Source organism: Streptomyces botrytidirepellens, from assembly GCF_003721215.1.
Classification (GTDB): Bacteria; Actinomycetota; Actinomycetes; order Streptomycetales; family Streptomycetaceae; genus Streptomyces; species Streptomyces himastatinicus.
Window position 1 is genome coordinate 21,621 of record NZ_RIBZ01000328.1, and the last position, 12,467, is coordinate 34,087.

General features: G+C 70.6%; 10 protein-coding genes and 1 riboswitch. Of the genes, 6 read left to right on the forward strand and 4 right to left on the reverse strand.

What is annotated here, in order from left to right:
- The first annotated feature begins 24 nt into the window (after positions 1–24).
- Positions 25–1,323, forward strand: a complete 1,299-nt coding sequence (locus tag EEJ42_RS29530) for an MFS transporter (protein WP_123104710.1) — start codon at positions 25–27, stop codon at positions 1,321–1,323.
- A gap of 26 nt (positions 1,324–1,349) precedes the next feature.
- Positions 1,350–2,273: an alpha/beta fold hydrolase gene (locus tag EEJ42_RS29535; RefSeq protein ID WP_123104728.1), complete on the forward strand. Its 924-nt coding sequence runs from the start codon at positions 1,350–1,352 to the stop codon at positions 2,271–2,273.
- Between the two features lie 7 nt (positions 2,274–2,280).
- On the opposite strand, the gene EEJ42_RS29540 is transcribed toward EEJ42_RS29535, so the two are convergent.
- Positions 2,281–3,357: a C40 family peptidase gene (locus tag EEJ42_RS29540; RefSeq protein ID WP_425472976.1), complete on the reverse strand. Its 1,077-nt coding sequence runs from the start codon at positions 3,355–3,357 to the stop codon at positions 2,281–2,283.
- Positions 3,358–3,578: 221 nt separating this feature from the next.
- Between EEJ42_RS29540 and EEJ42_RS29545 the strand changes: the two genes are divergently transcribed.
- Both EEJ42_RS29545 and EEJ42_RS29550 read left to right on the forward strand, forming a co-directional pair.
- On the forward strand, positions 3,579–3,932 hold the full coding sequence (locus EEJ42_RS29545) for a hypothetical protein (protein WP_123104714.1): 354 nt from the start codon (positions 3,579–3,581) through the stop codon (positions 3,930–3,932).
- Positions 3,933–4,075: 143 nt separating this feature from the next.
- Positions 4,076–4,801, forward strand: coding sequence for a L,D-transpeptidase family protein (locus tag EEJ42_RS29550; protein WP_123104716.1), 726 nt, complete (start codon positions 4,076–4,078; stop codon positions 4,799–4,801).
- Positions 4,802–4,867: 66 nt separating this feature from the next.
- Here EEJ42_RS29550 and EEJ42_RS29555 read toward each other — a convergent pair whose 3' ends face one another.
- Positions 4,868–6,055 (reverse strand): C40 family peptidase, encoded by a 1,188-nt coding sequence (locus EEJ42_RS29555; RefSeq protein ID WP_123104718.1) that lies wholly within the window; start codon positions 6,053–6,055, stop codon positions 4,868–4,870.
- 8 nt (positions 6,056–6,063) lie between these two features.
- A riboswitch (cyclic di-AMP (ydaO/yuaA leader) is annotated at positions 6,064–6,268 on the reverse strand.
- 157 nt (positions 6,269–6,425) lie between these two features.
- On the opposite strand from EEJ42_RS29555, the gene pcrA reads away from it, so the two are divergent.
- A complete protein-coding gene (pcrA, locus tag EEJ42_RS29560; protein ID WP_123104720.1) occupies positions 6,426–8,936 on the forward strand; it encodes a DNA helicase PcrA in 2,511 nt (836 codons plus the stop codon).
- 52 nt (positions 8,937–8,988) lie between these two features.
- Here pcrA and EEJ42_RS29565 read toward each other — a convergent pair whose 3' ends face one another.
- The gene (locus EEJ42_RS29565) at positions 8,989–10,689 is read right to left on the reverse strand and encodes a M23 family metallopeptidase (protein ID WP_123104730.1); all 1,701 of its coding nucleotides are present in this window, start codon (positions 10,687–10,689) and stop codon (positions 8,989–8,991) included.
- Positions 10,690–10,877: 188 nt separating this feature from the next.
- Complete coding sequence (locus EEJ42_RS29570) at positions 10,878–11,672, reverse strand: lipase family alpha/beta hydrolase (RefSeq protein ID WP_246097473.1); 795 nt, start codon at positions 11,670–11,672, stop codon at positions 10,878–10,880.
- A 297-nt stretch (positions 11,673–11,969) separates the two neighbouring features.
- On the opposite strand from EEJ42_RS29570, the gene icmB reads away from it, so the two are divergent.
- Positions 11,970–12,380, forward strand: a complete 411-nt coding sequence (gene icmB / locus EEJ42_RS29575) for a coenzyme B12-dependent isobutyryl CoA mutase small subunit (protein ID WP_063734934.1) — start codon at positions 11,970–11,972, stop codon at positions 12,378–12,380.
- The last annotated feature ends 87 nt before the right edge of the window (positions 12,381–12,467 follow it).

Here is a 12,467-nt window from a genome sequence, read left to right on the forward strand (position 1 = left end):
GACGAACCGTTTAAACAGGTTCGCATGAACCAGTTGAAACGGCTCCCCGATGTCATCGTGGAACCCCCGGACAGAAGGTCTCAGGCCTCCCGCGGCGACCCGCCCGGCTCCGGGCGGCACCGGATGGGGTTCTGGGTCGTGGCCGTGGTGTTCGCCGTCACCACCGCGTTCTCGACCGTGCCGACGCCGCTGTATCCGCTCTACGAGGAGCGTGACGGCTTCGGTTCGTTCACCGTGACGGTGGTGTTCGCGGTGTACGCGGTAGGCGTGGCGGTCGGCCTGGTGGCCGCCGGTCACCTCTCTGATCGCACCGGCCGTCGCCCGGTCCTCGTCGGGGCGCTCCTGTGCCAGCTGGCCGCGGCGGCCCTCTTCCTCGTGTGGCCCGCTCTCCCCGGCCTTCTCCTCGGCCGGTTCGTCACCGGACTGGGCGTGGGCATGGCAACCCCGACGGCCACCGCCTACCTCCAGGACCTCCACATACGCTCACGGCCCACGGCCGGGCAGGCGGGACGCTTCGAGGCTGTGTCGACGGCGGCGAACGTCGGCGGCCTCGGCGTCGGCCCGCTGGTCGCCGGAGTGCTCGCGGCGTACGCCCCGGCCCCGATCCATACGCCCTACGCCGTTTTCGCGGTGCTGCTCGTCGCCGGGGCCGTCGCCGTCACCGCCCTGCCGGAGACCGTGGACCGCCCCGCCCGCCCGGTGCCGTACCGCATGCAGCGGGTGCGTCCCCACGGTGGCGCCGGACCCTTCTGCCTGGCGGTGGCATGCGGTTGCGCGGCCCTGGCGATCTTCGGGCTCTTCACGTCCCTGGCGCCGGGATTCGTCGCGACCACCTTGCACCAGACGTCGCCGGCCGTCGCGGGCACCGCCGTCTTCGCCGTCTTCGCCGCCGCGGTACTGGGCCAGAGCCTCACCGGCGCCCTACGGCCCGCAGCGCGCCGAACCCTCGGCGTCGCCGCGGAAGCCGCCGGATGCGCCGCCGTCGCCGTAGGCATGGTGCGGGCGGACCCCGTCCTCTTCATCGCGGGAGGCGTCATCGCAGGGATCGGCGCCGGCACGCTCTTCAAGAGCGCGGTCGCGCTGATCACGGAGGCCGCGCCCGCGGACGTGCGCGCGGAGGCCCTGGCGACCTTCTTCCTCGCCGCCTACACGGGCCTCGTCCTCACCTCCCTCGGACTTGGCCTCGCCGCACAGCTGACCGACCCGACGACAGCGACGCTGTGGTTCTCCGGCTTCCTCGCCGCGCTCCTCACCGCGATCGCCCTCCTCGGCCGGACGGTCGGTGGGGCCGGTCGCCGGCCTTCACCGTCCCCGTCACCCTGACCCGACACATGCGCAAGGAGAACAACATGACCACCACAACCACCCGGCCGATCACCGGCTTCGGCACCGTGAGCGGTGTCCCCTGGCTCCCCGACAACTTCCCGGACGTCTTCGAGAGCACCCTCGTCCGCGTCGGCGACGTCGACCTGCACACCGTGCAGGGCGGCGCCGGACGGCCGCTGCTCCTCGTCGGCGGCTGGCCGCAGAACTGGTACGTGTGGCGCCACGTCATGCCGCGCCTCGCGGAACACTTCCGCGTCGTCGCCGTCGACCCGCGCGGCGTCGGGCCGTCGGACAAGCCCCGCGACGGCTACGACACCGGAACCGTGGCGGCCGAACTCGTCGCCCTCATGCGGGTGCTCGGCCACGAACGCTTCGCGATGGCCGGGCACGACGTCGGCATGTGGATCGGCTACGCCCTCGCCGCCGACCACGGCGACGTGGTCGAACGCCTCGCCCTGCTCGACGCCATGATCCCCGGCCTCGCGCCCGCCATCCCCGTCTTCGGCCCCGAGGCACAGAACGACCTGCTGTGGCACTTCTCCTTCAACCGGAAGCGCGACATCAACGAACAGCTCGTCCGCGGCCGCGAGCACATCTACTACGGCGACCAGTTCCGCACCAAGGCCGCGCGGCCGCTGCCTGACTCAGTCGTCGGCTTCTACGTCGAAACCCTGGCCCGCGACCCCGAAGCGCTGCGCGCCAGCTTCGAGTACTACCGGGCCACGGACGACAACATCGCCCAGAACGAGCGGCGCAAGCAGCATCCGCTCCGCATGCCCGTCCTGGGCGTCGCCGGAGCCCGCAGCCAGGGCGAACGCCTCGGCGCCCTGCTCGCCCCGGTGACCGAGCGGCTGGACAGCGTCGTGCTTCCGGATTGCGGGCACTACGTGCCCGAGGAGAGCCCGGACGCGCTGCTCGACCACCTGCTGCCCTTCCTCCGCGCCTAGGCCGGTCCTAGACCGGGCGGGCCGCGCCCGCGAAGGGCATCTGGTCGATCGGGGCCACCCGGACCGGGGCGCCGGGGCGCGGGGCGTGGATCATCAGGCCATTGCCGATGTAGAGGCCGACATGGCTGACGCCGGAGTAGAAGAAGACCAGGTCACCGGGGGCCAGTTCGCCGCGCCCGATGCGGCGGCCCACGTTGATCTGGGTGTAGGTGGTACGCGGCAGGGACACCCCGGCGGCGCGCCACGCGGCCTGGGTCAGGCCCGAACAGTCGTAGCCGTACGGCCCGGTCGCGCCCCAGACGTACGGCTTGCCGATCGCCTCGTACGCGAAGGAGATGGCGCGGGCCGCCCGGCTGCCCGTCCGGGCGGGGGCGCCGTGCCGGGGCGTCGACGCGGTACGGGCGTCAGGGGCGCTCCGGGCGTCCTGGGCGGCGCGGAGGCGGTCGCGCTGGGCGCGGGTCAGCTTGGCCAGCAGTGCGTCGGCCGCGGCCAGCTTGTCCTGGACCGCGTGTTTGTGGCGGGAGGCGGCGGCCTGCGCGGCGCGCAGCGTACGGAGGCGGTCGTCCGCCTTGTCCCGGACGCGGCGCAGTGACCGCTCCTCGCGGGTGATGCGCGCGATCGTCACCGCCTGGCGGTCGCCCGCGCGGTCGGCGAGCGAGGCGCGCTGGAGGTACTGGCCGGGGGAGGAGGACAGGGCCAGCTGAAGGGCGGGGGCGACGGTGCCGGAGCGGTACTGGGCGGTGGCGACGGAGCCGAGGGCGTTGCGCGCCGTGTTGAGGCGGGCGGTGCGGCGGGTGGCCTCGTCGCGTAACCGGTGGAGGGACCGCTGCGCCTTCTCGGCCGCGGCCCGGGCGCCGTCGTACTTCTCGGTGGCCTCCTCCGCCTCCCGCTCGTACGCCGCGACCTTGGCCTTCACCTGGTCGGGCGTCAGACGGGGCTCGGCGTGCCCGATGCCCGGGAGGGCGGTCGCTGAGGCGACGCCCGCGAGGGCGAGGGTCGCGGCGGTGCGGAGGGTGGTGCCGGTGAGCGACGAGCGGTGCCGCTGCTTCGGCTTCGTGGGGGGCTGCGGCGCCACTGCGGCGATTCACCTTTCGTGGGGGGCGTGCTTCTTGGGGGGAAGCTAGGCCGGTCGGCGGCGCGGCACGCTGAGATGACCGGAGGTGGACGGATTCGTCCCCCCGGTGGCGCCTGCTGATCACGAGGGCGGCGCGGGGTGGGCGGGATCGGGGCGGCTGTGACCGATGTGCCGATCGGGGTGCACCCGGGTGACTGGCGGTGATATGAGCGGCGCTAGTCTCCGGTGCCATGGACGTACTCATCAATGTGTTCGTCGGCCTGCACATCGTCGGCATCGCCGCCCTGCTGGGAGGCTTCCTCTCCCAGCTCACGGCGATACGCGGGGACGGCGCGCGGATGACGCCGGGGATGCTGCACGGCGCGCTGACCATGCTGGTCACGGGCGCGGCACTGGTCGGGCTGAACCAGGCGGACGATCAGACCGTCAACAACGTCAAGATCGGCGTCAAGCTGGCGCTGCTGATCGTGATCCTGGGCCTGGTGTACGTGAAGCGGGACGAGGAGAAGGTGGAGCCCGCGGTCTTCGGCGCGGTCGGCGCGCTGACGACGGTGAACATCTTCATCGCCGTGCTCTGGACCTGACCCGCTGACGTCCCGTCCCTGCTCCTGCTGGGCCAACCCGGGGGCGGGAAGGGGCGGAATGGGGGAAATCGCACCTGTAAGCGCAACCCGACGCACTCTTCGACTGTCTTACCCGTCAAGGGCAAGCCCGGAGGGAGCGCGCAATGGGGGTAAAGGCAGGATTCGGGGCGTGGCGGGCATGGCGCCGCCGTACGGCGGTCGCTTTGGGCATGGCGGGCATGGTGGTGCCGCTGTCCGTCGCGCTCGGTACGGCACCGGCGCAGGCGGCGACGTCGTGCACGGCGGACACCGGTCCGTACCAGAGGCAGGTCGAGAAGTTCCTCGGCCGTCCCGTCGACGGTCGGCAGTCCTCGGGGGACTGCCGCGCGACGCAGAGATTCCAGATCAACCACGGCATCAGCCCGACCATCGGCTACGCGGGCCCCGTCACCTGGGGCGTCATGAAGCTGATCAACGCGCAGAACGCGGCGGGGCGTAACCCCAACGCGGCGCGCAAGTGCCCCACCAACAAGGGCCGCATCGCCTGCGTCGACCTCACGCGGCAGCTCAGCTGGGTGCAGGACGGTTCGCGGCTGGTGTTCGGGCCGGTGCCGGTGCGCACCGGCCGGGACAGGTACGAGACCCGCACCGGACTGAAGAAGATCTACTGGCGGAACAAGAACCACTGGTCGACGATCTACCACGTGGCCATGCCGTACAGCCAGTTCTTCGACGGCGGTCAGGCCTTCCACTCCATCGCGGGAAGCGTATGGTCGCCGCCCGGCTCCCACGGCTGCGTCAACATGCGCTCCGGTGACGCGAAGAAGTACTGGAGCCTGTTGCGGAACGGCGACGACGTGTACGTGTACGGGCGCAAGCCGGGCACGTGATCCGGCCGGTGTGAGCACCGGTGTGAGCGGCGGCTGCCCGCGCGGGTACGGGCAGCCGCACTGCGGTTACGCGGGCCGCACGCTCCCGTAGATCGGCATCTCGGTGATCGGCGCCTTCTTCACCACATCCCCCGGCTTCGGCGCGTGGATCATCATCCCGTCGCCGATGTAGAGCCCGACGTGGCTGATGTCGTCGTAGAAGAAGACGAGATCACCGGGCTCGAGGTCGGAGGTCGAGACGCGCGTACCAGCCTTCACCTGGTCCCATGTGGTGCGCGGCAGGGAGACCCCGGCGGCCTTCCAGGCGGCCTGGGTGAGCCCCGAGCAGTCGTAGGAGTTGGGCCCGGTCGCGCCCCAGACGTACGGCTTGCCGAGCTGGGACTCCGCGAAGTCGATCGCCTTGGCCGCCTTGGTGCTGTTCGTGGCGGTGGATGAGCCTGCCGAGCTGCTTCCGGAACCGGAAGAGGAACCGCCGCTCGACTGCTGCTCCTGCTCCTGCTCCTGCTGCTTCTGCTGGGCCGCGGCCTCCCGCTGCTTCTCGGCCAGCTCGGCCGCCTTGCGCCGCGCCTCCTCGGCCTTCTTCTTCTCGATCGCCGCCAGCCGCGCCTTCTCCTTGGCGGTCAGGTTCGCCAGCAGCCGCCGGGCCTGCGCGAGCTTGTCCTGGACGGACTTCTTCTTGGTCTTCAGCTCTCGCTGGGTCTCGGTCAGCGACTCCAGGCTCTTGGCGGCCTCGCGGCGCTCCTTGGCGGCCTTCGCCGCCTGCGTCTGGAAGTCGTCGACGGCCCGCTTCTGCGAACCGGCCATCCGGTTCATCAGATGCGACTGGTCGAAGAGGTCCTGCGGGTCGTTGGAGAACAGCAGGCTCGCGGCGCTCGAGGTCATACCGCCGTTGCGGTACTGGGCCGCGGCGTAGGTGCCGAGCGTGCGGCGGGCCTCGTTGAGCTTCTCCGTGTTCTCGGCGACGTCGTCCATCATCCGGTTGACCTTGGTGCGCTGCTGCTCGGAGCGCTCCTTGGCGGCGTTGTAGTGCTGGGTGGCGGTTTCCGCCTGGTGGTAGAGGGTGTCCACCTTCTCCTTGACCGCCTCGATCGACTGCGTGGTGCCGGGCTTCGGATCGCCCGGGGCGGCGTTCGCGGTCTGGGAGAGGAGGGTGACGGAGGCGAGGGCGGCGGTGGTGAATCCGACGGCCGTACGGCGTCCGGTGGAGGCGGCGGCGGTGGGTATTCGGGTCCGCGGCTTGCGGTGCGACGCCAAGGGAGGCGACTCCTTCCGTGGACCGCCTACCGGGTTAGCTGTCGGGTTCGGGCGGTACGGAAGGTTGCCCTACGGCCGTGCGCGGGCGGGACGTGCGCGTCGTACATGCCGTACGCGTCGTACCGCAGCTCGGGCCGATTCACCCCGGTCTTGCGTTGTGGGTCCCCGGCTCCGGCTGCCTCGCGGCGCGACCGGACTCGGCGGAGGCCGCCCGGGCCGGCGCGGTTCGCCGACGGGTCTACGGGCCGCCTGGGGGAGGACGGTAGCCAACTCGTGGGGCTCCTGTGAAGGCTGGTGGTCGATATGCCCGAAACCGTTTCGTGACATCCATGCGTAGGCTGTCAGTGCGGCCGCCTAAACTCGGTGAGCGATGAGCAGCCTCTTTGACGACAGCTTCCTGGCGAGCCTCGGGCCTCCGGAAGAGGAGCCCCCGCCGCCCGAGGATTCCGCACACCCGGGCCACAGTGGCGGTTCAGACGGTTCAGGCGGCGAGGAGGTGCCGCACCACCTCTTCACGGGCGCCTTCGACGCGCCGGTGCCGAGCGGGACCAGAGAGGCGTATTACCGGGACGGCGCGGCCCGCCCCGCCATCGACCCGGCGGCGCTGCTGGAGGGGCTGAACGAGCAGCAGCGGGCCGCCGTGGAGCACACCGGCTCGCCGCTGCTGATCGTCGCGGGGGCCGGGTCCGGCAAGACCCGGGTGCTCACCCACCGCATCGCGTATCTGCTCGGCACCCGCCATGTGCACCCCGGCCAGATCCTCGCCATCACCTTCACCAACAAGGCGGCGGGCGAGATGAAGGAGCGGGTCGAGGAGCTGGTCGGCCCGCGGGCGAACGCGATGTGGGTGATGACGTTCCACAGCGCGTGCGTGCGCATCCTGCGCCGCGAGTCGAAGAAGCTGGGCTTCACCTCATCGTTCTCGATCTACGACGCGGCCGACTCGAAGCGGCTGATGGCACTGGTGTGCCGGGATCTCGATCTCGACCCGAAGAAGTTCCCGCCGAAGTCGTTCAGCGCCAAGATCTCCAACCTGAAGAACGAGCTGATCGACGAGGAGACCTTCGCCGGCCAGGCGGCGGACGGCTTCGAGAAGACGCTCGCCGAGGCGTACGCGATGTACCAGTCGCGGCTGCGCGAGGCCAACGCCCTCGACTTCGACGACATCATCATGACCACGGTCAATCTGCTCCAGGCGTTCCCGGACGTCGCCGAGCACTACCGCCGCCGCTTCCGGCACGTCCTGGTCGACGAGTACCAGGACACCAACCACGCTCAGTACACGCTGGTGCGCGAGCTGGTGGGCAGGGACACGGACGAGGCGGAGGCCGGTGAGCTGTGCGTCGTGGGCGACGCCGACCAGTCGATCTACGCGTTCCGGGGCGCCACGATCCGTAACATCCTCCAGTTCGAGGAGGACTATCCGGACGCGCGGACGATCCTGCTGGAGCAGAACTACCGCTCCACGCAGACGATCCTGAGCGCGGCCAACGCCGTCATCGAGCGCAACGAGAACCGCCGCCCGAAGAACCTGTGGACCGAGGCGGGCACCGGCGCCACCATCACCGGCTACGTCGCCGACACCGAGCACGACGAGGCCCAGTTCGTCGCCGACGAGATCGACCGGCTGACGGACGCGGGGGACGCCCGGGCCGGGGACGTCGCGGTCTTCTACCGCACCAACGCCCAGTCCCGTGTCTTCGAAGAGATCTTCATCCGGGTCGGGCTGCCGTACAAGGTCGTCGGCGGGGTCCGCTTCTACGAGCGCAAGGAGGTCCGCGACGTCCTCGCGTACCTGCGCGTGCTGGCCAACCCCGAGGACGCCGTACCGCTGCGCCGCATCATGAACGTGCCCAAGCGCGGCATCGGCGACCGCGCCGAAGCGATGATCGACGCGCTCGCGTCGCGCGAGAAGATCACCTTCCCGCAGGCGCTGCGCCGCGTCGACGAGGCGTACGGCATGGCGGCCCGCTCGGCGAACGCGGTCAAGCGGTTCAACACGCTCATGGAGGAGCTGCGGACCATCGTGGAGTCGGGCGCGGGCCCGGCGACCGTCCTGGAAGCCGTGCTGGAGCGCACCGGCTACCTGGCCGAGCTCCAGGCGTCCACCGATCCGCAGGACGAGACCCGCATCGAAAACCTCCAGGAGCTGGCCTCCGTGGCCCTGGAGTTCGAGCAGGACCGGGGCGAGGAGAACCCCGGCACGCTCGCGGAGTTCCTGGAGCAGGTCGCGCTCGTCGCCGACTCCGACCAGATCCCCGACGAGGACGAGGAGGGCACCGGCGTCATCACGCTGATGACGCTGCACACGGCCAAGGGGCTGGAGTTCCCGGTCGTGTTCCTCAGCGGCATGGAGGACGGGGTCTTCCCGCACATGCGCGCCCTCGGCCAGACCAAGGAGCTGGAGGAGGAGCGGCGGCTGGCGTACGTCGGGATCACGCGCGCCCGCGAGCGGCTGTATCTGTCCCGGTCGACCATGCGCAGTGCCTGGGGCACGCCCGCGTACAACCCGCCGTCCCGCTTCCTGGAGGAGATCCCCGACCAGTACGTGCAGTGGCGGCGCACCGGGCCCGCGACCCCGTCGGCGTCGATGGGCGCCATGACGTCGGGCGGCGGGGCGGGGCTGTCGTCCGGGTTCTCGTCGTCGCGCTCGCGGTCCGGGTCCTCCGCGTCCGGTGCGTCCGGTTTCGCGACGCGGCGGGCCAAGGACCGCCCGGTGGTCTCCCTGACCATCGGGGACCGGGTGACGCACGACTCGTTCGGGCTCGGCACCGTGGTGGCGGTGAAGGGCACCGGGGACAACGCGGAGGCGACGATCGACTTCGGCGGCGAGAAGCCGAAGCGGCTGCTGCTGCGGTACGCGCCGGTCGAAAAGCTCTGACGCCGACGTTGTTGTGTGCTTCTGTGCGGTAAGGGCGGTGCGGTGAGGGCGGTCAGTTGGGGTTGATGCCGTGGCTTTGCAGCCACGGCAGCGGGTCCACTGCATCGCCGCCGCCCGGGTGCACCTCGAAGTGCAGATGCGGGCCGGTGGAGTTGCCGGAACTCCCCGAGTAGGCCATGACGTCACCGGCCTTGACGGTCCCGGAGCGGATCTTGGTGCTGCTCAGGTGGCAGTACCAGGTCTCCGTGCCGTCAGGAGCGGTCAATATGACCATGTTGCCGTAGGCGTCGTTCCACTGGGTGCGCACGGTGCCGTCGGTCGCCGCCATGACGGGCGTGCCCTCGCTGACCGGGAAGTCGATCCCGGTGTGCAGGGACATCCAGTTGAGGCCCGCCTGGCCGAAGGTGGCGCTGAGCCCGTGCTGCTTGACCGGCAGCGCGAACTTGGGGCGCATCGCCTCCTTGCGCGCCGCCTCCGCGGCCTTGCGCTTCTTCTCGGCTTCCTGGCGCTCCTTGAGGTCGATCCGCTCCTGGGTGCGGCTGGCGCGCTCCCGGAAGTCGTTGACGCCGTCGTCGACCCCGGCGAGCCGGGTGTCCATCTCGCTGTTGGCGACGGATGCCTTGACGGGCTGGGCGTCGGGGGCCGCCTGCGTGGTCGTGTCGTCCTTCTTGTCGCCGGCCATGCTGCCGCTCACGGAGGCGGCGGCCACGGCGGTGACGCCGAGGGCGCAGACGGAGGGGACGGCGACGGTGAGGAGGGCGGAGCGCTTGGGGCGGGAGGGCGCGGTGCGGCGGCGGGCGCGGCCACCGGAGCGGGAGGCGGTGGCGGCTGTTGCGGTGGCGGGCGGCGGCGTGATGTCGGCGACGGGCTCGGGGTCCGGGTCGGGGTGGGGTTCCGGCTCGGCCACGGCTTCGAAGACGGCGGTCTGCGCGGCGTGCTCTGCGTGCTCGCCCTGCTCGAAGGGTGCGGTCCCGTCGTCGTACCGCGGCTCGTCGTATTGCGGCTCGCTGTACTGCGACTCGTCGACGGTCGCGTAGGCCGAGGTATCCCAGAACTGGGTCTGCCCGGTGTCGACACCGGAGGTGTCATACGCGGCGTGCTGGCTGATGATCTCGTACTGCCCCGAGACGTCGTAGGCGCCCGTGTCGTACGCGCCGGCGTCGAACTGCCCGGTGGTGTCGTACTGCCCCGTGTCGTACTGCCCCGTGTCGAAGTGGCCCGTATCGACCTGTCCGGTATCGAACTGCCCCGTATCGAACTGGCCCGTGCCGGCGTCGTACTGCCCGTAGGTGTCGTACGTGCCCGTCTCCCACTGCTGCTGAGGGGAGTGGGTGTCCCAGGCACCGGTGTCGTCCCAGGTACCGGCGTCCCAGTGGCCGCCGGTGTCATCCTGCCGCTGAGTGGGTACGTCGGTGGGGAGCTGATAGCCGGAGGCGGCCCACATCGCGGTGGTGTCGTAGGCACCGGTCTCGTACGCGGAACTGTCGCCCCACTGGGCCGCGTCGTACTGACCGCTGTGCCCGCCGGGCGGGTCGCCCTGGCCGTCCCCGTAACTGCCAGGGAGGGAGCCGAAGAGAGGGTCGGCCTCACCGTACGCCGCCCCGAGGTCGTCGAAGCTGCCGGTGGAGTAGCCGTCGTACCCGGCGTAACCGTGCGCTGTGTCCTGCTGCTGGCCGTAGACCTCGTCATAGGAATACGAGGCGTCGGGAGCGGGGACGGTCGGGGTTGCCCCCGACGGGTGACGGTCGTTCACCACCAACCAACTTCTCTTTCGCCTCGGCTGCAGGAGAATTAGCGGCGACTGTACCCGGCGGTACGCGGGAGCGACAATCTTCAGCAAGTTTTGGGCAGCACGGGAAAGGGCATTTGGACCTCTTTCGGTTGACTGTGCGCCCGCTCTTGGCCCGGCGTTCGACGGCTGTTCGGCAATTTTCGGCCGTATCAGGCGACCGAGAAAGCGCCCGAAGTGTCCACCCGCGCGGCATTGGCGGCGTCCAGCGCCTCCCGGATCCCGGCGGCGACGGCCGAGTGAACCGGTAGGGCGAGGTGTCCCACACCGCTGACCCGGACGTTGCGAAAGATCAGATCTGGATGGTCTATGCGGGCGACTTCCGCGGGGATCATCAACTGATCCACATCACTCCAGAAAGAAACGAAACGCGTACGGCATTCGGGGGCAGGCTGCCTCAACTCCGTTATCACCTCGGAGTCCGGGCACATCTGACGCACGAGCGGATGTGCGGACAACAAGGGCGCGACGCGGGTGCCGGAGTGCGGAGTGCCGAGCGTGACCAGGGAGTGCACCCGCACGTCGCCGCCCAGCCGCTGGACGTAGTAACGCGCGATCAGCCCGCCGAGGCTGTGGCCCACGATGTCCACCTGGCTGTGGCCGGTGCGGGCGCAGGCGTCCTCGACATGGCGGGCCAGCAGCGCGGCGGCGGTGCGGAGGTCGCAGGTCAGGGGGGAGTAGTTGAGGGCCTCGACATGCTGTCGGCCGTGGCGGAGGAGCGAACGGCGCAGCAGCACGAAGACGGAACGGTTGTCGATGAAGCCGTGGAGGAGCAGCACGGGGCGTTGCCCCTGGAGGTCGGGTGGGGGCGTGGCGGGCGGACGCTCCTGCCGGAGGCCGGTGGGGTAGAGGAGGAGATGCCCGGCGAGAATCGCCAGATCGAGCGCCAGCGCCCGGACCCGACTGCCGTGCCTGCTTTGACTGCCTTGACTGAAGATGAGGCCCACGGCGACCGCCCCCTTGTGCCCTTGCGCTGTGGGCAGCCGCGGCCGTGGCAGACCGCGCCGCCGCACCGCGGCGCCATGCCCATGCCATGCCGCCGTCCATGCGGCTGCCGGGCGGCGCGGCGCGGTGCGACGGTCCCCGCTGCGGCTCCCCTTGGTGGTCGACCCGAGGTCGAACGTGTCCCGGGTGTGATTTCCCCCTCGCCGCGCATCGCGAAACTGCCGGGTAGGGGATGCATGCGGGAAGCTGGACATAACGTTCGTTCACGCGGATGCGCGCGCTAGGGCTTGGAGGCTGCGATGGGTGTGACCGGTCCGATCCGTGTGGTGGTGGCCAAGCCGGGCCTCGACGGCCATGATCGCGGTGCGAAGGTCATCGCCCGGGCGCTGCGCGACGCGGGCATGGAGGTCATCTACACCGGCCTCCACCAGACCCCCGAGCAGATCGTCGACACCGCGATCCAGGAGGACGCCGACGCGATCGGCCTCTCGATCCTCTCCGGCGCCCATATGACGCTCTTCGCCAAGGTGCTGGAGCTGCTGCGGGAACGCGAGGCGGAGGACATCAAGGTCTTCGGCGGCGGCATCATCCCCGAGGCGGACATCCCCCCGCTGAAGGAACAGGGCGTAGCGGAGATCTTCACCCCCGGCGCGACGACGACGTCGATCGTCGACTGGGTCCGCCAAAACGTCCGCCCAGTAGCCGCCTGACCCGCCCCCTGGCCGGGGCCCGGGGCGGAGCCCCGGCGGTTCGCCCGCCCCGGCGCCCCCCGGCTGATGTCCAGGGAGCCCCGGCCT

What these genes read in the sequence shown, in the direction of transcription:
- EEJ42_RS29530 (WP_123104710.1), top strand. Translation starts at nt 25, where the DNA reads ATGAACCAGTTGAAACGGCTCCCCGATGTCATCGTGGAACCCCCGGAC.
- EEJ42_RS29535 (WP_123104728.1), top strand. Translation starts at nt 1,350, where the DNA reads ATGACCACCACAACCACCCGGCCGATCACCGGCTTCGGCACCGTGAGC.
- EEJ42_RS29545 (WP_123104714.1), top strand. Translation starts at nt 3,579, where the DNA reads ATGGACGTACTCATCAATGTGTTCGTCGGCCTGCACATCGTCGGCATC.
- EEJ42_RS29550 (WP_123104716.1), top strand. Translation starts at nt 4,076, where the DNA reads ATGGGGGTAAAGGCAGGATTCGGGGCGTGGCGGGCATGGCGCCGCCGT.
- pcrA (WP_123104720.1), top strand. Translation starts at nt 6,426, where the DNA reads ATGAGCAGCCTCTTTGACGACAGCTTCCTGGCGAGCCTCGGGCCTCCG.
- icmB (WP_063734934.1), top strand. Translation starts at nt 11,970, where the DNA reads ATGGGTGTGACCGGTCCGATCCGTGTGGTGGTGGCCAAGCCGGGCCTC.